This is a genomic window from Hymenobacter glaciei (genome assembly GCF_039539585.1).
GTDB lineage: Bacteria > Bacteroidota > Bacteroidia > Cytophagales > Hymenobacteraceae > Hymenobacter > Hymenobacter glaciei.
The window spans coordinates 311,988-332,771 of record NZ_BAABDK010000025.1 but is presented as its reverse complement, the minus strand read 5'-3'; the positions used below and the strand labels follow the sequence as shown (position 1 = coordinate 332,771).

General features: G+C 61.9%; 19 protein-coding genes, 1 tRNA gene and 1 riboswitch. Of the genes, 12 read left to right on the top strand and 8 right to left on the bottom strand.

Going from position 1 to position 20,784, the window contains the following annotated elements; genetic code table 11:
- Positions 1-51 precede the first annotated feature (51 nt).
- A complete protein-coding gene (gene thrA / locus ABD837_RS16795; protein ID WP_345056762.1) occupies positions 52-2,496 on the bottom strand; it encodes a bifunctional aspartate kinase/homoserine dehydrogenase I in 2,445 nt (814 codons plus the stop codon).
- Positions 2,497-2,862: 366 nt separating this feature from the next.
- A tRNA-Gly gene (locus ABD837_RS16790) sits at positions 2,863-2,935 on the bottom strand.
- A 97-nt stretch (positions 2,936-3,032) separates the two neighbouring features.
- On the opposite strand from ABD837_RS16790, the gene ABD837_RS16785 reads away from it, so the two are divergent.
- The 3 genes from ABD837_RS16785 to ABD837_RS16775 are packed head-to-tail and all read left to right on the top strand — an operon-like array spanning position 3,033 to position 4,931.
- On the top strand, positions 3,033-3,299 hold the full coding sequence (locus ABD837_RS16785; RefSeq protein WP_345056760.1) for a hypothetical protein: 267 nt from the start codon (positions 3,033-3,035) through the stop codon (positions 3,297-3,299).
- A 29-nt stretch (positions 3,300-3,328) separates the two neighbouring features.
- The gene (locus ABD837_RS16780; RefSeq protein ID WP_345056758.1) at positions 3,329-3,874 is read left to right on the top strand and encodes a GNAT family N-acetyltransferase; all 546 of its coding nucleotides are present in this window, start codon (positions 3,329-3,331) and stop codon (positions 3,872-3,874) included.
- A gap of 34 nt (positions 3,875-3,908) precedes the next feature.
- A complete protein-coding gene (locus ABD837_RS16775; RefSeq protein ID WP_345056756.1) occupies positions 3,909-4,931 on the top strand; it encodes a hypothetical protein in 1,023 nt (340 codons plus the stop codon).
- Between the two features lie 41 nt (positions 4,932-4,972).
- Here ABD837_RS16775 and ABD837_RS16770 read toward each other — a convergent pair whose 3' ends face one another.
- The gene (locus ABD837_RS16770; protein WP_345056754.1) at positions 4,973-7,276 is read right to left on the bottom strand and encodes a B12-binding domain-containing radical SAM protein; all 2,304 of its coding nucleotides are present in this window, start codon (positions 7,274-7,276) and stop codon (positions 4,973-4,975) included.
- A 116-nt stretch (positions 7,277-7,392) separates the two neighbouring features.
- Here ABD837_RS16770 and ABD837_RS16765 point away from each other — a divergent pair, with 116 nt between their 5' ends.
- On the top strand, positions 7,393-7,899 hold the full coding sequence (locus tag ABD837_RS16765; protein ID WP_345056752.1) for a DUF1440 domain-containing protein: 507 nt from the start codon (positions 7,393-7,395) through the stop codon (positions 7,897-7,899).
- Between the two features lie 92 nt (positions 7,900-7,991).
- Here ABD837_RS16765 and ABD837_RS16760 read toward each other — a convergent pair whose 3' ends face one another.
- Entirely contained in the window at positions 7,992-8,564 is a 573-nt protein-coding gene (locus ABD837_RS16760; RefSeq protein ID WP_345056750.1) for a helix-turn-helix domain-containing protein, read from the bottom strand.
- A 462-nt stretch (positions 8,565-9,026) separates the two neighbouring features.
- Positions 9,027-9,614: a thioredoxin family protein gene (locus tag ABD837_RS16755; protein WP_345056748.1), complete on the bottom strand. Its 588-nt coding sequence runs from the start codon at positions 9,612-9,614 to the stop codon at positions 9,027-9,029.
- A 151-nt stretch (positions 9,615-9,765) separates the two neighbouring features.
- Between ABD837_RS16755 and ABD837_RS16750 the strand changes: the two genes are divergently transcribed.
- Together ABD837_RS16750 and ABD837_RS16745 are read left to right on the top strand one after the other, a co-directional pair.
- Positions 9,766-10,038 (top strand): hypothetical protein, encoded by a 273-nt coding sequence (locus tag ABD837_RS16750; RefSeq protein ID WP_345056746.1) that lies wholly within the window; start codon positions 9,766-9,768, stop codon positions 10,036-10,038.
- A 329-nt stretch (positions 10,039-10,367) separates the two neighbouring features.
- Entirely contained in the window at positions 10,368-11,522 is a 1,155-nt protein-coding gene (locus ABD837_RS16745) for a hypothetical protein (protein ID WP_345056744.1), read from the top strand.
- A gap of 105 nt (positions 11,523-11,627) precedes the next feature.
- Here the strand turns inward: ABD837_RS16745 and rlmN are convergent, their stop codons facing one another.
- The 3 genes from rlmN to ABD837_RS16730 are packed head-to-tail and all read right to left on the bottom strand — an operon-like array spanning position 11,628 to position 14,515.
- Positions 11,628-12,707 carry a dual-specificity RNA methyltransferase RlmN gene (gene rlmN, locus ABD837_RS16740; RefSeq protein ID WP_345056742.1) on the bottom strand — a complete coding sequence of 360 codons (1,080 nt, stop codon included), beginning with the start codon at positions 12,705-12,707 and terminating at the stop codon, positions 11,628-11,630.
- A gap of 48 nt (positions 12,708-12,755) precedes the next feature.
- On the bottom strand, positions 12,756-13,625 hold the full coding sequence (locus tag ABD837_RS16735) for an energy transducer TonB (RefSeq protein WP_345056740.1): 870 nt from the start codon (positions 13,623-13,625) through the stop codon (positions 12,756-12,758).
- A 38-nt stretch (positions 13,626-13,663) separates the two neighbouring features.
- Positions 13,664-14,515 carry an energy transducer TonB gene (locus tag ABD837_RS16730; RefSeq protein WP_345056738.1) on the bottom strand — a complete coding sequence of 284 codons (852 nt, stop codon included), beginning with the start codon at positions 14,513-14,515 and terminating at the stop codon, positions 13,664-13,666.
- 275 nt (positions 14,516-14,790) lie between these two features.
- A riboswitch (TPP riboswitch) is annotated at positions 14,791-14,888 on the top strand.
- Between the two features lie 81 nt (positions 14,889-14,969).
- Here ABD837_RS16730 and thiS point away from each other — a divergent pair.
- From thiS to thiH, 6 genes are all read left to right on the top strand, one after another.
- Complete coding sequence (gene thiS, locus ABD837_RS16725; RefSeq protein WP_345056736.1) at positions 14,970-15,173, top strand: sulfur carrier protein ThiS; 204 nt, start codon at positions 14,970-14,972, stop codon at positions 15,171-15,173.
- Between the two features lie 149 nt (positions 15,174-15,322).
- The gene (gene thiC, locus ABD837_RS16720) at positions 15,323-17,200 is read left to right on the top strand and encodes a phosphomethylpyrimidine synthase ThiC (RefSeq protein WP_345056734.1); all 1,878 of its coding nucleotides are present in this window, start codon (positions 15,323-15,325) and stop codon (positions 17,198-17,200) included.
- Positions 17,201-17,354: 154 nt separating this feature from the next.
- Entirely contained in the window at positions 17,355-18,116 is a 762-nt protein-coding gene (locus ABD837_RS16715; RefSeq protein WP_345056732.1) for a hydroxymethylpyrimidine/phosphomethylpyrimidine kinase, read from the top strand.
- A gap of 6 nt (positions 18,117-18,122) precedes the next feature.
- Entirely contained in the window at positions 18,123-18,749 is a 627-nt protein-coding gene (locus ABD837_RS16710; protein WP_345056730.1) for a thiamine phosphate synthase, read from the top strand.
- Positions 18,746-19,528, top strand: coding sequence for a thiazole synthase (locus ABD837_RS16705; protein ID WP_345056728.1), 783 nt, complete (start codon positions 18,746-18,748; stop codon positions 19,526-19,528). The genes ABD837_RS16710 and ABD837_RS16705 overlap by 4 nt, the downstream gene beginning before the upstream one ends.
- Positions 19,529-19,671: 143 nt before the next feature.
- A complete protein-coding gene (thiH, locus tag ABD837_RS16700; RefSeq protein WP_345056726.1) occupies positions 19,672-20,784 on the top strand; it encodes a 2-iminoacetate synthase ThiH in 1,113 nt (370 codons plus the stop codon).

Below are 20,784 nucleotides of genomic sequence, written 5' to 3'. Positions count from 1 at the left end.
AAGAAATGATGCAGCCTAAAACTAAGCAGGCACGGACTCGCAGAGTCCACGCTACAACCGTGCGGCACGGATTATGTCCGCAAATACCCCCGAAGCCGTGACTTCTGCCCCGGCGCCGGCCCCCTTCACTACCAGCGGTTGGTCCACGTAGCGGTCGGTATAAAAGAGCACCACGTTGTCTTTGCCGCGCAGGTCGTAGAGGTCGTGGCCGGGCGCCACCTGCTGCAGGCCCACCGTGGCGCGGCCGTCGGCGTAGCGGGCCACGAACTTCAGGCGCTTGTCGGCCTTGGTAGCGTCATCATATAGAGCTCGGAAGTGGCTTTCGTGCGCCGCCATTTGCGTGTAAAAGGCTTCCACGTCGCCGTCCAGGCAGGCAGGGGGGAGGAAGCCGTTGATTTCGATGTCGCTCATTTCCATCACCTGGCCGGCCTCGCGGGCCAGGATGAGGATTTTGCGGGCCACGTCGGAGCCGCTCAGGTCGAGGCGCGGGTCGGGTTCGGTGTAGCCTTCGGCCTGGGCCTGGCGCACTACCTCGGCGAAGGGCCGCGAGCCGTCATAATTATTGAACACGAAGTTGAGCGTGCCCGAGAGCACCGCTTCCATGCGCCGCACCACGTCGCCGCTACGCGTGAGGTCGTTAAGCGTGCCAATGACAGGCAGAGCCGCGCCCACGTTGGTTTCGAACAAATAGCTGGTGTTGAACTCCTTCGACAGGCTTTTGAGACGGGTATAGTGGGCATAGGCCGACGATGCCGCCACCTTGTTGCAGGCCACTACGGCTATGCTTTTCTCCAGCAACCCCGCGTAGATATCGGCCGCGGCGGGGTTGGCCGTCACGTCCACAAAAATCGAGTTGCGCAGGTTGCGCTCGATGATGAGGCGGGCAAACTCCTCCAGTATCAGGGCCGGGGCCTGTGCCAACTCATCTGGCCACACCGTCAGGTCGAGGCCGTTTTCGTTCACGAGGCAGTGGCGGCTGTTGGCAATGGCCACCACGCGTACCTGCAGGCCTAGCTTGTCCAGCAGGTGGCCTTGCTGCCGCGCCAGCTGCTCGAGCAGCTTGCTGCCCACGTTGCCCGGCCCGAGAATGAACAGGTTGACCTGCTTCACGGTAGCCTCGAAAAAAGCCTCGTGCAGCACGTTGATGGCCTTTTGCACGTCGGCGGCCCGAATCACCGTCGAGATGTTCTTTTCCGAAGCCCCCTGCGCAATGGCCCTAATGTTTACCCCGTTCTGGCCCAGCGCCCCAAACAGCTTGCCGCTGATGCCAGGGTGGTCCTTCATGTTTTCGCCCACCAGGGCCACAATGGCCAGCCCACGCTCGGGCCGCAGCGGCTCAATGCGGCCCGCCGCAATTTCGGTGGCAAACTCCTCGTCCACCACGGCCTGGGCCGGTGTGGTGTCCTGCTCGTTCACGCCCACACAAATCGAGTGCTCCGACGAGCTTTGGGTGATGAGTACCACGTTGATGCGCTCGCGGGCCAACGCCGCGAATAGCCGCTGCGAGAACCCCGGCACCCCCACCATGCCGCTGCCTTCCAGGTTCAGCAATGCCAGGTTGCCGATGCTGGAAATCCCCTGCACCACGGCGGCCGTGCGCGGTGGCTCCACTTCCACCAGCGTGCCGTAGTCGGCCGGCGCGAACGTGTTTTTAATCCAAAGCGGAATGCCCCGCTGCATTACCGGTTGAATGGTGGGCGGGTACAGCACTTTGGCCCCAAAGTGCGACAGCTCCATGGCCTCCTGGTAGCTGATGTGGGCAATGGGCCGGGCGCTGCGCACCAAGCGCGGGTCGGCGGTCATCATGCCGCTCACATCGGTCCAGATTTCGAGCACTTCGGCGCCCAGCGCGGCGGCCAGCAGCGCACCCGTATAGTCCGAGCCGCCCCGGCCCAGCGTAGTCGTCACCCCGTGGGCATCGGCCCCGATAAACCCGGGCACTACCCAGATTTGGGCCGGACCGGCCTTGCGCAGGTCGGCCACCTGCCGCGTGGTGGCGGCCATGTCTACCTCCGCCGAGCCGAAGCGGGAGTTGGTGCGAATGAGTTGCCGCGCATCGGCCCAGGCAGCCGTCAGGCCCTGGGCCTGGGCCGCGGCCGTTACGAGGCGCGAGGAGAGCAACTCGCCGTAGCTCATCAGCCGGTCGAGGGTGCGGGTGGAAAGTTCGCCAAGGGCAAAGATGCCGTCGCACAGTGTCTGAATTTCGCCAAACTGGGCCGTAATAGCCGCTATTTGCTCAGCTTGCGTGGCATCGGTCAGCAGCTCGCGGGCGGCCGTGGTGTGGCGCTCGGCCAGCTGGGCCAGGGTGTTGCGGTAGGCGGCGTTGCCGGCAGCGGCGGCGCGCCCGGCCCCAATCAGCAGGTCGGTGGTGCCGCCCAGGGCCGACACCACCATCACCACAGGGCCTTTGGTGGTTGCCGTAGCCACAATGGCCAGCGAATGGCGGATATTCTCGGCGGAGGCTACCGACGTGCCTCCGAATTTCAACACTTGCATCGCGGGTTCTGGTTAGTAAAGGTGGGGTGCCGCCTGGGTGGGAATCGCGAAACCAGAATATAGGAAAGTGCAGTACAGTAGGCTGAGGACGTAAAAAAAGCTGCCCAAACGATTGGCAGCTGGCCTGGTACATTGCGCCTGCACTGGCGGGCAGCGGCTGGAGCGTGCAAACAGGCCGGCGCAATGTAGTGCCCAAAGACTCATTTACCGCATTTTGCGCCTTATGCTGCTGGCTTTGTGGCAAGTTGCCTTCGCAAACCAGCGCTTCGACCAACCGATTAGCGGGACTTCTGCGATGCAGTGCACCGGCATTGGTAAAACCAAAACAGCCCCCCAGCGCAAATGCTAGGGGGCTGTTACTCAATGAGCGAGAAACGAGGTTCGAACTCGCGACCCTCAGCTTGGGAAGCTGATGCTCTACCAACTGAGCTACTCTCGCAGGGATACCTTGGTGGCCCAAAATTACGCCAAAGAACCGGATTAGCAACTGGGCTGCTGCTCAACCCATTTCCGGAGTGGCGCGTATCAGGGGCACCATGGCTACACCTCCGCTTCCACCCGCTACCAACCGCCTTGTGGGCCTGCTCCTTCTGTTTAGTGGCTTTCTGCTGGGCTTGGGTCTGCTCCTGAAAATTGGCGTAATGCTCTACCGCTGGAACACCGGCGAGGCCGAGTTGCCGGTGGGCCTACTGGCCATCAACCTGCTGGGCCTGTTGGCGGGCGGGCTGCTCATGCGTTGGGGGCTGCGCATGCGGCGCGGTACCAGCGACCACCGCAACCCCAACGCCGACGAGATACTGTAAGTCGGGCGTTGGTGCCCGACCTTTGCCCTATGTCATCACCCCTTCGCATTTCGCTGGCTAAAGCCAATGCCCCCACGGCCGCGCAACTGGCCGACCTGGGCCGCCAAACATTTCAGGATACCTTCGCCGCTACTAATACGGCAGCCGACATGGCCGCTTACCTGGCCGAAAACTTTGGCCCCGACATTCAGCTGGCCGAACTGCAGGACCGCGAAAACACCTTTCTGCTGGCGCATATGCAGAACGAGTTGGTGGGCTATGCCAAGCTGCGCGACAACTCGGCCCTGGGCCAGCCCGAAAGCCAGAACCCGGCCGGCCGCCTCGAAATTGAACGCCTCTACGTGCGCGACGACTGGCAGGGTACCGGTTTGGGGGCAGCGCTGATGCGCGGCATTCTGGCGCTGGCCGAGCAGCTGCACTGCTCGGCCGTGGTGCTGGGCGTGTGGGAGAAAAACGACCGTGCCCGCGCCTTCTACCAGCGCTTTGGCTTTCGCGAAATCGGGAAGCACGAATTCCGCCTGGGGCAGGACGTGCAAACCGACCTGATTCTGCGCAAGGGCATGGCCGGCCGCTAAGCCCTTACATTTGGCCATGCCGATACCTGCCCGGTTGCGTTTATTCCTTGGCCGTGCCAGCTGGCCGGCCCTGCTGCTGGCCCTTGCTGGGCTCGGCGCCTGCCAACCCCAGCGCCCGCCTGCTGATACCCCGATGGCCCCGCCCGTGGGCCATTACCAAGGCAGCATCGGGGTCACTGGCAGCCCGCAACTACGCGCCGCGCTCGATATTCGCCATCCCAGCGCCGGCCATTACGATGCTGAGTTGACCGTACCCGGAGCCCCCGCCCTCAGCTTTGTGGCCGATACGCTGCTGCTCACCGCCAACCAATTGCGGCTCGTGCGCCCGGCCCGGCTCAGCCAAACCCTGACGCTGACGCTGGACGGCGACTTCTGGCGCGGCTCCCTGGCCCTCGACTCCACGTCGGTGCCGCTTATTCTGCTCAAGCGCGGCGTGCCCGACCCCAGCAGCTACTCCGTTGCAGCCGTGCCACAAGAGGTAGGTGGCCAAAGCTGGCTGTTTGCGCCCACCGATACCAGCACACCCGGCGCAGCGCTGGCGCTGCTGCCCGATGCTGCCACCGCGCCCACTGCTGCACTTTGGGCCGATGCGCTGGCCCGGGCAGGCATCATCGTGCTGCTGCTGCCACCAGCCGACTCCGCCACAAATGCCAACGAGGCCCCGCGTCTGCTAGCCGCCCTGCAGCTGCTTCGCGCCACGCCTGGGGCCGATACCGCCAGCCTTGGCGCGTGGGCCGTTGGCCCCCGGGCGGTTGCGCTGGCGGCCGCCAACCCAAGGCTGGCCTTTCTCATCGTGCAAAATGCGGTAGTAGATGCGGCTTCTCGTTCGGCTTTCCGCGAGCTGCGCAACCGTAAAATGCCGGTGCTGGGCTTGTATGGCGGGACCGATGCCACAGTGCGCGCCGCCCAGCTACGGGCGGCCGTGGGCAGCCGGCGCGGCATCGTCGTGCGCAGCTACCGCGCCACGGGCCCCGCGCTGCTTACCGGCGAGGGGTTGAATGTACAGTTCGGCCCGGGCCTGCCGGGCGATGTTGTGCAATGGGTGGGAAGCCGCTAGGTTGGTACCTGCACCATCGGCGGCTCTAGTTAAACCAGCGGCTAAATCAGCAGCAGGCCTTTCTCGCGCAGCAGCTGCCAGGCAGGTGTTAGCACAAAGGCTTCAAACGAACCTTCCGAAGGCGGGAAGGAGGCCATTGCATCGCGCAGTAGCACTTTCGTGTCGAAATCCTGGCTGAGCCGGGTGAGGAGCTGGTGCAGCCATTGGCCGGCCGCCTCGGTGGTTTTTACTTCGAAATCCTCGGCCTGCTCGTAGCAGGTGAGCACGGCGCGCGGCGATTTTTTGCCGGCTTCCATTCGGATTTCGGGTGCGTTGCCCAGCCAGAACAGGCGCTGGTTTTGCCGGGCGAAGTCAAGTTTCTCAGGGGCTTGCAGGGCCTGCTGCACCAGGTGGCGCGGCGTGCTGGGACGCGGAGTTTTAAAATCGAACCAGCGGGCCAGGGGCTCATCGAGCGCCACGCCGTGCAGGTAGTTGTAGAGCGACTTGGCCAGGCCCGGCCCAAATGCCTCGTGGTCGGTACCGAGCGGGTCGTCGTGCCACAGGTCGTTCCAGGCGAAGCCGGCCGGCTCGGGGCCAATGGCCGCCACCTGATACTTCGCTGGGTTTTTGCCCACCGGCGAGTGGGCCGTCATCGAGAAGCGGTGCCAGTAGCCGCTTTGCACCACGCCGGCCGCAAACAGCTGGCGCACCACTTCGAGGCTGTCCACGGTTTCCTGCGCGGTTTCGGTGGGGAAACCATACATGAGGTAGGCGTGCACCATAATTCCGGCCTGGGTGAAGCCGTCGGCTACGCGGGCCACCTGCGCAATGGTCACACCCTTTTCCATCAGGGCCAGCAGGCGGTCGGAGGCTACTTCCAGTCCGCCGCTCACCGCGATGCAGCCCGAGGCGGCCAGCAGCCGGCACAGGTCGGTCGAGAAGGTCTTTTCGAAGCGAATGTTGCCCCACCAGGTAATGGGCACGCGGCGCTTAAGCAGCTCCACGGCCAAATCGCGCAGGGCCAGCGGCGGCGCGGCTTCGTCCACGAAGTGAAATCCGGTTTGGCCGGTTTGCTGAATAATCTGCTCAATACGGTCGACCAGCAGCGTGCTGGGCGCCGTTTCGTAGCGGCTGATGTAATCCAGCGTGACATCACAGAACGAGCAGCGCTTCCAGTAGCAGCCGTGGGCTACCGTAAGCTTGTTCCAGCGGCCGTCGCTCCAGAGGCGGTGCATGGGGTTCAGCACTTCCAGCACCGAGAGGTACTCAGTCAGGGGCAAATCGGAATAGTCGGGCGTACCTACTTCGGCGTGCGGTACGTCGGGATGGGGGTGGTTGATGTACTCGATTTGCCCTTGCGCGTTGCGCAGGAAGGTGCGCTGGAGCTGGTCGCGGCTGGGCGGGCTGTACAGTACAGCCTGCAGCGTGCAGTGTACTTCGTCTTCGGCTTCGCTGTCTCCCCAGCCCTCATGGCCACTCAGCTCGGCATGCCGTTGTTTCTGCTCCCTGGTCGTGCTCAAATATTCCAGCAGCCGGAGCCACGGTCCTTCGCCGTCATCCAGAGTCAGGAAATCGATGTAATCGAAGAAGCGCGGTTCCTGAATGGTGCGCAGCTCGGTGTTGGGGTAGCCGCCGCCCATCACTGTCGCGGTATCGGGGCTAATTTCCTTGATGCGCCGGGCCAGCCGCAACGCACCGTAGAGGTTGCCCGGAAAGGGGACCGTGAAGCCCACCATGTCGGGCTGCACGCGCGCCAGCAGGGGTTCCAGCTCTTCCAGCAGCATGCGGTCGAGCAGGTTAGGTGCAGCCGTCAGGGCCTCGTGCAGGGGCTCGAAGCTGGTAGCCGAGAGGGCCAGCTTTTCGGCGTAGCGTGAGAAGCCAAAGTGTGGCCCCACGGTCTCCTTGATGAGGTCGGCCAGGTCTTCGAGGTAGAGCGTGGCCAAGTGGCGGGCCTGGTCGGTGAGGCCCATGGTACCAAAAGCGGTTTCCAGGTCGGCCACGTTGTCGAAGCGGCTGGCCTCGGGCAAAAAGCGGCCGTGGCAGATACGCGGCGCCAGCGTGAGGTCCTTGTTTTGCAAAAAGCGGATGACCGGCCCGATAGTAGCCACGTAGCGGCCCTGCAGGCGCAGCATCCGCCGCGCGTTGTCGCTCAGGTTAAAGCTGCCGGCTTCAATCTCAGCAAATACCCGCCGCAAACCCTCGGCCGAGAACAGCCGGAGCACCAGCTGCAGGCCCAGGTCGGCCTGCGTCACGTTGTACCCCCGTCCCGACAGAAACCCCTTGATATAGGCCGTGGCCGGGTACGGGGTATTGAGCTGCGTGAGCGGCGGCGTAATGAGCAGGATGCGGGGCGAAGAACTAGACACAGTGGAGACTAACCCGGCCGCCAGGGTCGGGGTTCAATTTCGGCTGCAAAGGTCGGGCCTGGCAGCCGGTGCACCGCCATGCAAGCAATTCTCATCGGAAACACTTGCTTTTCCTTATGGAAACGCCACAGGTACCAGGCCCCGAGGGGCACCCAGTCGGCTGGGGCCGTGCTGCTTTCGTGACGGGCTTGCTCGCGGGCACGCTCGACATCACGGCGGCCTGTACCCAGTACGTACTCACGACGCACAAATCCCCGGTCGACGTACTGGACTTTATTGCCAGCGCGCTTTTTGGGAAAGAGGCTTTTGCCGGAGGGGTTGGCATGGCTCTGACGGGCCTGGTCGCTCACTACCTCATTGCGATAATGTTCGCGGTGTTTTTTTATTGGCTTAGCCCGCGGCTAACGTGGCTCTTGGAGCACCCGGTGCTGGCCGGGGTTTTCTACGGAATGGCCGTCTGGCTATTGATGAACCTCGTGGTGCTGCCCAACTCCCGGGTAGGAGTGCGGCCCCTCGAGCCGGTGCCGTCGGCCATTGGGCTCGGCATCCTGATACTGTGCATCGGCCTGCCCATTGCCGTCCGTGCCACTCGCTACTATAATCGCCGCCGTTTAGCGTTGTAATGCAAGCATCCACAACAGTAGGGCAGAGGATGTAAACAAAAGAGGCTTTCCAATGTGGAAAGCCTCTTTTCGTTATTCAATGGTAGTGTCGTTTATGCCAACGCGTCGAGCGACATGCGCTCAGGCAGCATCAGCCGGCGGAATTCACTTACCGAGTAGCCCGTTACCTGGCGAAACTGGTTGCTCAGGTGCTGGCCCGAGCTGTAGCGCATCTGGTCGGCAATCTGGTTCAGCGTCAGCTCGCCGTAGCTGAGCATCTCCTTCACGCGCTCAATCTTGAGGCGAATGAGGTATTTCTCGATGGTGAGGTGGGCGGTGCGCGAGAAAACTTTGCTCAGGTGCGAGTAAGTAGCCGCAAACCGGTCGGTGAGAAAAGCCGAGGTGGTGAGCGGCGAGCGCGCCGTGCGCAGGTGTTCGAGGTACTCGGCCAGGGTGCCTTTGATTTGTTCGGTGAGCTGCTCGGCGCGGCCGCGCAAGAGCTCGAAGCCGGCCGCGTGCAACAGTGGGGCCAGGTCCTCGGGGTCGGCGGGGGTAGCGTCGTCGAGCTCGGCTACGCCCAGCGAAACCGCTTTGGGCCGGTAGCCCGCACGCTCTAACAAACCGTGTACTGCCTCCACGCACCGGGGGCACACCATATTTTTGATATGCAGGAGATTAGTTTTCAAGGGCTTTAACGTGTTTGAGGCCGCCGTGAGGAGGCCGGTGAGGAAACTGTACGCGCGCTTGCTGCAGTGCCGGCCGACGCCGCTGCCCGCCGAGGGCGGGGCACCGGCGTTGAGGCTTCGGCCCAGCCCCGCCCGAACCAATTGGCCGTAGCCCAGGTCACAAACGGAACAACGGCCAGGAAGGTGACCGACAGTAGCCAGACGAATACGAGAAACGCGAAAAAAAGTCGACCAAAAAAATGGTCACTCACCCCAAACAGGTAGATTATTAGCATAAGTGCCAGCAGGAAGCTAATTCCGGCCAGCAACCCCACCCGCCGCCACGGCCACCGGGCCACGTACTGTTGAAAACGACGACGCAACGGTTGAAGCATGTATGCCAAATAATTGGGAAGGTGAAAATAGGGGAAATTTCTCGTACCACAACTTTTTGGCTTTGGGGCCTGTCGTGGTTCGGCCGGTTTAGGCTAGGGCCGCGAGCAGTTCCTGCTGCACCGACTGGCCGGCATCGGCCTCGTACCATTCGTTCATGCCCCTGACTACCTGGTTGGTGTGCAGGCTGGGGTCGGTGTGCAACTGGTGGCTGAGGGCTTGCGCGGCGGCGGGGCGGGGGCCCCAGGCGCCCAGGTCGGCCCCGGTTTCGGCATCGCGCCGGATGAGCTTGGGAATGCTGTCCTTGCCATTGGTCTGATAAGCAGCCATCAACTCGGGATGGTCGGAGCGGAGGACGACGTGCAGCGCCACGCAGCCCTGGCTCTGGGCGGCCAGGTGGGCCAGGATGGGCAGCGTGTGGGCCGTGTCGCCGCACCAAGCTTCGCCCAACAGCAGCCACTGCTCGGAACGGGGCAAACTGCGCAGGCGCTCCAGCAGGGCTGGCAGCAGGGGCAGCGCCAAGGCCCGGTCGAGGTGGGCCTGGTTCTGGTCGGTGTAGCGCACGAGGCCGGGCGTCTGGTCGGGGCCAGTGGTGCGGTGCTCGGCGGCCAACTGGCCCACCAGGGCTCGGAACTCGGGATACGTGTAGGCGGGCGTGGGCAGAGCGGCGTGAGGCATGGAAGCGGTGAAATGAGAAGGGCAAGCAGAAGGGTAGCGGAGTGGCCCGACTACCGGGTACAACCGCTGGCAGGGGTACGGGTTGCGCGGCGGCGGGTTATTTCTTTACCTTGCAGCATTGCTCTTGCATCATCTCCCAATTCTGTCCTTCATGTTTTCCCAACAATTCCTCCGTTCGCTGGCCGTTGCCGGCGTGTTGCTGGCTACGGCCAGTGCTTGTAGCTCCGGTACCAAAGAAGGCGACACCAACGTCGAGCGCGGCTACACCAAAAAAGGCCCTGCCGCCAGCCAGGACGGCGTTGCGGGCGGCGACTCGGCCACGGCCGGCCTCGCCCGCGACACCGTACGCGCCGTTACCGGCAAAGACCTGTACAAAGCTGCCGGCGACGCGAAAGACCGCAACCACGACGGCCTGGCCGACTAAGCAACAATCTTTTGCGCGAAGCATAAAAAAAGCCCGGCTGCTGAGTCGGGCTTTTTTTATGCTTCAAGGAGTATGCACGGAGTTAAGGCATTGGCCGACGTTGCTTCCACTTTTGCGACTAGCTGCCTACTATTTGGCTTGCTGCCGCGCGCTGTAAAATCCTTTTATGAACAGGGAAGCAAGGCCTGCCAACTGGCTTTGGCGCATTTTGCGCGGGTTTTTGCCCGCTGCTCGTCGTTGAAAGATGGAATTGAAAAGTCGAAATAATAAAGATATTAGTTTGCAATTAGTGCCGTGTAGGGTGGCATCTTTGGAAAAAAAAATTCGCTATGTCCCTCTTCTTACGCACCTTTCTCTGCAGTTTGGCTCTGGCATCGTTCAGTAAGTCGGCCTTTGCTCAAACGCCCGCCGAGCGGGTGCTCGTCGTCAGCCCCGTTGTGGGCGAAGTCATTGACGGGGCCGAAAAGGCCCGCTTTGGCCTGTTCCCCTACTACATGGCCGACGATTTTCAGGAGGCCCGCTTCGTGCGCGTCCTGGCGCCGGACAGCAGCATTACGCTGCGAACCCGCCTGCGCGACGGCCGTTTGGTGGCGCGGCCATTCACCGCGGCCGAATTTCAGGCGGCGCACGACCTCATCGAGCGCCGCCAGCGCGAACTCGACGCGAACCCTCAGCCAGCAGCCGGCGTCTTTACCCCGGCCGGCCAAGCCACACCCGAGCAACTGGGGAGTACCTACAGTGTCGAACTTAGGTCAGGCAATACGTTTATTGGTGTATTGCAAACAGTTAGCATCGAGGAACTGGAGTTTGCTACCAAAGACCTGGGTGTGGTGCGGGTGCAACGCACTAACCTGAAGCGCATGGTGCTGCTCACGTCGGAGCAGGCTGCCAAGGGCTATGGCGACGTGGGCAATGGTACCCGCCTGTTTTTTGCGCCCACGGCCCGCAACCTTCGTCGCGGCGAAGGCTATCTGCAGGACATCGACATTTATCTTATCGGCGTTAACTACGGCGTCACCGACAATATTTCGGTGGGAGCCCTCGTGCCCATCATTCCGGGGATAGGAGGCAACGTGTTTGCAATCACGCCCAAGGTGAGTGTGGCTATCACGGAGAAATTCCACGTGGGCGGCGGTGCGCTCTACGCACGGGCTTTTGGCTACGGTGGTGGTGTGGCTTACGGCGTGGGCACCTACGGCTCTGCTGATGACAACGTGACCGCCGGCCTGGGCTACGGCTTTGCCGATGGCTTCGAGGGAAGCACCAGCCCCATCCTGCTGCTGGGCGGCGCCAAACGGCTGTCGCGCAGTTTCTCCTTCCTCACCGAAACGTACATTGCCTCGGGCGGATTTTTGGGCCTGATAGGTGGGCGGTTGCAGGGCGACCGCTACGGCGGCAGCCTGGGGTTCATTTACGGCACTGAGGTCGGTGGCATCTACCCAGCCTACCTGGAGATGACCTACCGCTTTGGTAAGCACAAGTAAAGTAGAATTAAATACCCAGGCCAAAAAAGACCACCAAGCTTGGTGGTCTTTTTTGGCCTGGGTATTTAGGTATTTCGGAACAAGTTTCCTGCCCGACGAAATAGCTTAAGCGCCGGTCTTCTCCTCCTTCACGGCCAGCTGCCCGCAGGCCGCGTCGATGTCCTTACCCCGCGAGCGGCGGATGTTGGTTTGCACGCCGCGGTCGGCCAGGTACTTGTGGAAGGCGGTGATTTTATCGGCTTCCGCGTTCTGGTAGCTCGCGTTTTCGATGGGGTTGTACTCAATCAGGTTCACCTTGCAGGGCAGCCACTTGGCAATTTTGAGCAGGTGCTCGGCATCGTCGAGGCCGTCGTTGAAACCATCGAATACGATGTACTCATACGTGACTTTGCGGCCGGTTTTCTGGTGGTAATACTGCAGGGCTTCCTTCAGCGCGGCCAGCGAATTGGCCTCGTTGATGGGCATGATTTCGTTGCGCTTGGCATCCGTTGGAGCGTGCAGCGAAAGGGCCAAGTTGGCCTTCACGTCGTCATCGGCCAGCTTTTTAATCATCTTGGCAATGCCGGCCGTGCTGATGGTGATGCGCCGCGGGGCCATGTTTAGGCCATCGGGCGCGGTGATGCGGCGCACGCTTTCCACCACGTTGGCGTAGTTGAGCAACGGCTCGCCCATGCCCATGTACACGATGTTGGTGAGCGGCGTGCCGTATTGGGCCTCGCACTGCTCCCGGATGCGCACCACCTGGTCGTAAATCTCGGCCGCGTCGAGGTTGCGCTTGCGGTCCATGTAGCCGGTGGCGCAAAACTTACACGTGAGCGAGCAGCCCACCTGGCTCGAAATGCAGGCCGTCATCCGCGTATCGTGCGGAATGAGCACGCCTTCCACGATGTTGCCATCGAACAGCTTGAACGCCGACTTAATGGTGCCGTCGTTGCTGAGCTGCTTGTTCTGAACGGTTACGCCGTTGATGACGAAGTGCTGGTCGAGCAGCTCGCGGGTGGCCACCGAGATGTTGTTCATCTCCTCAAACGTGGCGGCGGTGTTCTTCCACAGCCACTCCGTTACCTGCTTGGCACGGAAGGGCTTCTCGCCGTGCTCCACCATAAAGGCCTTGAGCTCGTCGGGCGAGGTTTTGCGGATATCACGCTTTTTAACAACGGGGGCGAGGGGCAGTTCTAGCAGCATAGTGCAAAGATACAAGCCAACAGGGGGTTGGGTTCCCATCAAACATGGTTACTTGTCAGCCCCAATCAACTGTATCGTGAAACGTACCGGTACATTCCGGCCGCCCTGTGAGCCGGGAGTAAACGGAGCCAACCGATAGGCTGCTGTCACTAATGCTACTTCGCAAGGCAAAGGCATCTTCTGCAAGCTGCTTTTTTCGGCCGGGCTGCTTTGTTTGCTTGAGGTTGCTTTTTCTTGGCTGATAGGCGGTAGGTTGTTGGTGCTCGCAACATCGGCGATGTTGCCGTCTGGCCCTACCGTCAGGGAAACGAAGACAGGGAATTTTGGCACTTTACAACCCATTGCAGCGCTGGTCTTGTGAAACTCGCGTAGAAAATCTTCTGTAAGGCTCTTGCCATGGTATACTGGGAGCCGCTCAACGGAATAGTATATCTGTTTTAGAGAATCGTATACTACTGTCTTCGGAACCTGCAGCCGGAACGTAACCGGCACGGTGAAGCGCACTGGTACCGCCTGCCCCGCCTGCATGCCGGGCCTCAAGCGCGGCAGCAGCCGCACGGCTGCCACCACCACCGAGTCGCAGTCCGGCCGGAGGCCTTTCACCACGCCCACCTCCTCGATCAGCCCACTGGCCGCCACGGTAAAGGCGACAAAGACGCGGCCTTCGGCGTGGTCGCGCAGGGCCTGCGGTGGGTAGCTGACGTGCTGCTGAATAGCGGTGACAAGGGCGGCTTGGCCGCCACCGCCGGGCAGTTGGGGCATCTGCTCCACGTAGGTGTACACTTTTTCCACCGGTGCTGGCGGTACTGATGGTACGGTTTGAGCTTCCGCCCCGAAAGCGGCCGAAGTCAGAAAAAAGAACAGTGCCAGGACGCCGAAGCAGTTAGGCAGAGTAGCGGGCAGCATGAACAGCGGCATGAGAAATAGAACAGTAAGCAATTAACAGCAGCCAGCTGCTACTGCGGCGCGAGCAGCGTGAGCTGCACCTGCATGGCCACGCGCTGGCCGTTGGCATAGGCCGGCGACAGGCGCGGCAAGTGTCGGGCAGCTTCCTGCAGCAGGGCCTCGCAAGCGGCGGGCAGCTCGGGCTCTTCGCCCACCTGCACGGCTTCGCCAAATTCGGCGCGCAGGTCCTCTCCCTCTTGCGGGTCGCGCTTCATCTTCTCTACGTGGTAGATAGTACCACCGGGCCCAATGGTAAGGAGCACGCCCAAATTGGTTTTTGGGATGAAGCAACCGGTTTCGCCGCGCAGCTTCAGGTATTCGGTTTCCAAATCGGCGGCCAGCGCCTGGTAGCCTAGTCGGCCGTGGTAGAGCGGCAGCTGTTCTACAACCCGCACCAACTGGAGCGAGTCGGCTGCTGGTACCGGCTTTTTGCGCCGCGCCAACGGCAGCTGCGAATCGAGGGCAAACGTGACCGGGGCGGTGAGAATGCAGGCCACGGGTTTGCCAAATTGCGTAGCCGGCTGCAACAGCGGCAGTTTCCGCACGGCTGCTACAATGGCCCCGTCCAGGTCCTCGTTGATGCTGCGCTTTATCTTGATGTGGGTGACCTGCCCGGTAGGCGTCACTACAAAGCTTACCTCACCCTCGCCCTGCAGACCGTAGCGCAGCGAGCGCATCGGATACTTCACGCGCAGCTGAATGGCCCGTACGAGGGCATGCTGGCCGCCGCCTTCCGGCAGCTCGGGAAGTTTGAATGAGTAGGCTGTCGTGGGCCCCTCGGGGGCCGTTGACTGGGCCTGAGCCCCGCCCAGGGCAGCCAGCACCAATGCGCCGGCAGTGGCTAAACGAATATAACCAAACATGGAGTAGACAAAAAGTAGCAGCTGGAAAATAAAAAACTGAAAAGTATAAAAGCGGAAGGTTAAAAGTACGGCTATTGTTGCTATTGGCCGACGGACAAGTTCTCCTGCGCCGCCAGTTTTTGGATAGCAAGCGTGGCCCGTAGGTATTGTGGTCGAAGCAGAGTATTCCAGTTTGGATGCTTGGTGGTTTCAATAGGGCAGCCCAGACGTGCAAGCGGGCGCAGAGCGCTGGGTTCCCCAGATGGTTGTTTAAATATAGCGTCCTATCTTCGCCACATAAACTTTAGGGGTGCTGCGCATTGCCGCGGCTGAGATGATACCCTTGGAACCTGATTCGGCTAATACCGGCGAAGGGAAAAGTACTGGTCCGTTTTGCGGCTGCCTTTGCGGGCAGGCCGTGGCCGGCACCCACTATTGTTTATGGCTTTCTCCGTCCCAACTATTCCCTGGTTGCATGGTCTGCTATATAAACAACGTGGCTCTCGAAGCCGCTGATAACCACTTGCTAATCGATTTGCTCGCCGCGCGCGGCATCAGCGAGCCGCGCGGCCTTGCCGTGGCCGTGAACGATGCCGTGGTGCCCCGCGCCGAATGGCCCACTCACGCCGTGCAGCCTCACGACCGCATCACCATCATCCGCGCCACGCAGGGCGGGTAAAGAGCCGGAACTGTCATCCTGAGCTTGCGAAGGACCTTATCACGCTTGGGCCGATTGATTTACTGCGAATCGTTCATCGGCGATAAGGTCCTTCGCTGCACTCAGGATGACAACCGATTATAAACATTCACCGTCACGCTTTTTGATTGATGAAAAAGAAAGACCAGGCCCCGCAGCAGACGCTGGTGGAACGCCAGCCGCTTACCGGCTCCCGCAAAATCTACGTGCCCGGCAAGCTGCACCCCGAACTGCGGGTGGCCATGCGCGAAATCGCCCTGGCCGACACCGAGCGTAAGTTCGACTTTGGCTTTCCTTCGGAGCAGAACCCGCCCGTGACGGTGTACGACACCAGCGGCCCCTACACCGACCCCACCGTTGAAATCGACCTGAAGAAAGGCCTGCCCCGCCTGCGCGAAAGCTGGATTATGGACCGCGACGACGTGGAGCGCCTCGCCGGCACCACTTCCGACTACGGCCAGCAGCGCGCCGCCGACACCAGCCTCGACCACCTGCGCTTCGAGCACATCGCGGCCCCGTTGCGTGCCAAGCCCGGCTACAATGTGAGTCAGATGCACTACGCCAAAAACGGCCTCATCACGCCCGAAATGGAGTACATCGCCATCCGCGAAAACCAGCGTTTTGATGAACTGCCCGCTGATGACCCGCTGCGCAGCCAGCACCGCGGCCACAGCTTCGGGGCCAACACACCCGAGGGCCACATCACGGCCGAGTTCGTGCGCCAGGAAGTAGCCGCTGGCCGCGCCGTTATTCCGAGCAACATCAACCACCCGGAGAGTGAGCCGATGATTATCGGGCGCAACTTTCTGGTGAAAATCAACACCAACATCGGCAACTCGGCCGTCACGTCCTCCATTGAGGAAGAGGTGGACAAGGCCGTATGGAGCTGCCGCTGGGGCGGCGACACGCTCATGGATTTGAGCACCGGCAAAAACATCCACGAAACCCGCGAGTGGATTATCCGCAATTGCCCGGTGCCGGTAGGTACGGTGCCCATTTACCAGGCCCTGGAAAAGGTGAACGGCAAGGCCGAGGACCTGACTTGGGAGCTGTTCCGCGACACGCTCATTGAACAGGCCGAGCAGGGCGTCGACTACTTCACCATCCACGCGGGCGTGCTGCTGCGCTACGTGCCGATGACGGCCAAGCGCGTGACCGGCATCGTGTCGCGCGGGGGCTCCATTATGGCGAAATGGTGCCTGGCGCACCATAAAGAGAGCTTCCTGTACACGCACTTCGAGGAAATCTGCGAAATCATGAAGGCCTACGACGTGGCGTTTTCGCTGGGGGACGGCCTGCGCCCCGGCTCCATTGCCGATGCCAACGACGAAGCCCAATTTGCCGAGCTGGAAACCCTGGGCGAGCTCACCAAAATTGCCTGGAAGCACGACGTGCAGGTGATGATTGAGGGCCCCGGCCACGTGCCCATGCACCTCATCAAGGAGAACATGGACAAGCAGTTGAAGGAGTGCCACGAGGCGCCGTTCTACACGCTGGGGCCGCTCACGACGGACATCGCGCCGGGCTACGACCACATCACCTCGGCAATTGGCGCGGCCATGATTGGCTGGTTTGGCACGGCCATGCTATGCTACGTAACGCCCAAGGAGCACCTCGGCCTGCCCAACAAACAGGATGTGAAGGACGGCGTGATTGCCTACAAAATTGCCGCCCACGCCGCCGATTTGGCCAAAGGCCACCCGGGCGCCCAGTACCGCGACAACGCCCTGAGCAAGGCCCGCTTCGAGTTCCGTTGGGAAGACCAGTTCAACCTCAGCCTCGACCCCGATACCGCCCGCGAGTACCACGACGAAACCCTGCCGGCCGAAGGGGCCAAAGTGGCCCACTTTTGCTCGATGTGCGGCCCACATTTCTGCTCGATGAAAATCACGCAGGAAGTGCGCGACTACGCCGCCAAGCAGGATATGACAGCCAGCGAAGTGCTGGCCAAAGGGCTAGTGGAAAAGTCGCGGGAGTTTGTGGAAAAAGGCAGTGAGATTTATCTGTAAAGCGGATGCTGGGAAACGCCCGTCATCCTGAGCGGAGCGAAGGACCTTATCACGGCTGGTCAGCTTGATATTACTGCAATTCGTTCAGCCGTGAGAAGGTCCTTCGCTCCGCTCAGGATGACAAACATTCCCAACAACAAGGTGCCAATTGTCAATGCCCCAGCCACCCCGCCCTTATGTTCTCAGCATTGCCGGCTTCGACCCCAGCGCGGGTGCGGGCCTGCTGGCCGACGTGAAAACGTTCGAGGCCAGCGGGGTGTACGGGCTGGGCGTGTGCACGGCCCTCACCGTGCAGAACGACGTGGCGTTTGAGCGGGTGCGCTGGGTGCCGGCGGATGAAATTCGGGAGCAGCTGCGGGTTTTGCTGGCGCGGTTTGCGTTCGATTTCGTGAAAATAGGCCTCGTGGAAAGCCTGCCGCAGCTGCTGGAACTGGTGGGCTGGCTGAAAGGTCAGCGGCCGCGCCTGCAGCTAGTATGGGACCCCGTGCTGAAAGCCTCGGCTGGCTACGAATTCCACCGCTCAACCGACCACCAATTGATGAAAGCCCTGTGCGCCGAAATGGCCCTAGTGACGCCCAACAAGCCCGAAATGCTGCGCATGTGGCCCGGCGAAGCCAACGAGACCATCGCCGCGCAGGTGCTGAGTGCCTACTGCCCGGTGCTGCTGAAAGGCGGCCACGACGAGGGCGAATTGGCAACCGACGTGCTGTACGCCCGGGGCGAATGGCATTCGTTTTCGCGGCCGCGCCTGCCGCATGGCGAGAAGCACGGCAGCGGCTGCGTGCTGTCGGCGGCGTTGCTGGCGGGCCTGGCAAAGGGCGAAAATTTAGTGGAAGCCTGCTGGACGGGCAAGGAATACGTGAGTGCATTTCTGGCCAGCAACGACTCGCTGCTGGGGTATCATTCGATTCGATAGTCAATCATGAAAATCAGTTCTCTTCATTACATCACCACCAGCCCCGAGGCGGCCGAGCTGGCCTGCCAGGGCGGCGTGCGGTGGGTGCAGCTGCGCGTGAAAAACCAGCCGTACGCGGCCTGGAAGCAGCTGGCGCTGGAAACCCAGGCTGTGTGTCGTCGCTACGGGGCCACGCTGCTCATCAACGACAACCCGCGCCTGGCCCAGGAAATCGGGGCCGACGGGGTGCACGTGGGCCTGGCCGACATGCCACCCGCCGAGGTCCGCGCCATGCTGGGCTCCTGCTTCATTGTGGGCGGCACGGCCAACACCTTTGCCGACGTGCAAAGGCACGTGGCGGCTGGCGTCGACTACGTGGGGCTGGGGCCCTTTCGCTTCACCAACACCAAGGAAAAGCTGAGCCCGATTCTGGGGCTGGCGGGCTACGCCGACATCATGCGTCAGTGCCAGGCGGCCGGCATTACGGTGCCAATTATTGGCATTGGCGGCGTTACGCTCGCCGATGTGGCAGCGCTACGGGCCACGGGCCTGCACGGCGTGGCGGTGTCGGGCGCCATTGGCGCGGCGGCCGAGCCCACAGCGGTAGCAGCGCAATTTGTTGAGTTGCTCGCAACACCTGCTTTGGCTGTATGAGCACGCAACCGCTGGTTATTGCCGGGCGCACGTTTTCGTCGCGGCTTTTCACGGGCACGGGCAAATTCAGCTCGTCGGCCCTGATGGAAGAAGCCCTGCTGGCCTCCGGCTCGGAGCTGGTGACAGTGGCGCTGAAACGGGTGGACGTGGCCGACGCGGAGGACAACATCCTGCGTCACCTGGCGCACCCGCAGTTCCACCTGTTGCCCAACACCTCGGGCGTGCGGACGGCCCGGGAGGCGGTTTTTGCCGCCCAGCTGGCCCGCGAGGCCTTGGAAACCAACTGGCTCAAGCTCGAAATTCACCCCGACCCCAAGTACCTGCTGCCCGACCCCATCGAAACCCTGAAAGCCGCCGAGGAGCTGGTGAAGCTGGGCTTCGTGGTGCTGCCCTATATCCACGCCGACCCGGTGCTGTGCAAGCGCTTGGAGGAAGTGGGCGTGGCGGCCGTGATGCCCCTGGGTTCGCCCATCGGCTCGAATAAGGGCCTGCTCACGCGGGAATTTCTGGAAATCATCATCGGTCAAAGCAAGGTGCCGGTGGTGGTGGACGCGGGCATTGGTGCGCCTTCGCACGCGGCGGCCGCTTTGGAAATGGGCGCCGATGCCGTGCTGGTGAATACGGCCATTGCCGTGGCCGGGCAGCCGGTGGCTATGGCCACCGCTTTCCGCATGGCGGTGGAAGCGGGACGGCTGGCCTACGAGGCGCGGCTGGCGCGGCCGGTGGTACATGCCGAGGCAGTCGCCAGCTCGCCGCTCACGGCCTTTCTGGATATGTAGCGCGCAGCCTTTGCTGCGTGGCCCGAGCGCCGCAAGTATCACGCGGTGCCACGACAAAAAACGATTCACCCATTTTTCCGGCCCGGCAGCGAACGATTGATACTCGCGGCGCTCGGGCCACGCCGCAAAGGCTGCGCACTACTATGAGCTTCCAACCCATCTTCGAAGCCCACGCCTGGGACGACGTGAAGGCCAGCATCTACGCCAAGACGGCGGCCGACGTAGCGCGCGCCCTGGCCGCACCGCAACGCACGCTGGAGGATTTCAAGGCGCTGATTTCGCCTGCGGCTGCGCCGTATCTGGAGCAAATGGCGCAGCTCAGCCAGCAGCTCACGCGCAAGCGGTTCGGCAACACCCTGCAGCTGTACGCGCCGCTCTATTTGAGCAACGAGTGCCAGAACATCTGCACCTATTGCGGCTTCAGCTTGGATAACAAGATTGCGCGGCGCACGCTCAGCAGCGTGGAAATGTTGCTGGAAGCGGCCGTACTGAAAGATTGGGGCTACGACCACGTGCTGCTCGTGACCGGCGAGGCGAACGTAACGGTGGGCGTTGATTATCTCGAAAAAGCCCTGCGCACGCTGCGGCCGCAGTTCGCGCACCTTTCGATGGAAGTGCAGCCGCTCGACCAGGCCGACTACGAGCGCCTGATTCCCGAAGGCCTGAACACGGTGCTGGTGTACCAGGAAACCTATCACCGCGACGATTACAAAAAGCACCACCCCAAGGGGAAGAAGTCGAACTTCAACTACCGCCTCGACACGCCCGACCGGCTGGGCCGGGCCGGCATCCATAAAATGGGCCTGGGCGTACTCATTGGGCTCGAAGACTGGCGAACGGACTGTTTCTACACCGCGCTGCACCTCGACTACCTCGAAAAAACCTACTGGCAAACCAAGTACAGCCTGTCGTTTCCGCGCCTGCGACCAGCCGAGGGCCTGCTGCAGCCTAAAGTAGAAATGAGCGACCGCGAATTGGTGCAGCTGATTTGCGCCTACCGCATCTGGAACGGCGAAGTGGAGCTGTCGATTTCGACCCGCGAAAGCCCGGTTTTCCGCGACCACGTCATCAAGCTAGGCATCACCAGCATCAGCGCGGGCTCGAAAACCAACCCCGGCGGCTACGCCGTGGCCCCGGAGTCGCTGGAGCAGTTCGAGATTTCGGACGAGCGCAGCCCCGCCGAAGTGGCCGCCATGCTGCGCCGCCAGGGTTACGAGCCGGTGTGGAAAGACTGGGACGCGGCCCTGGCACAGTAG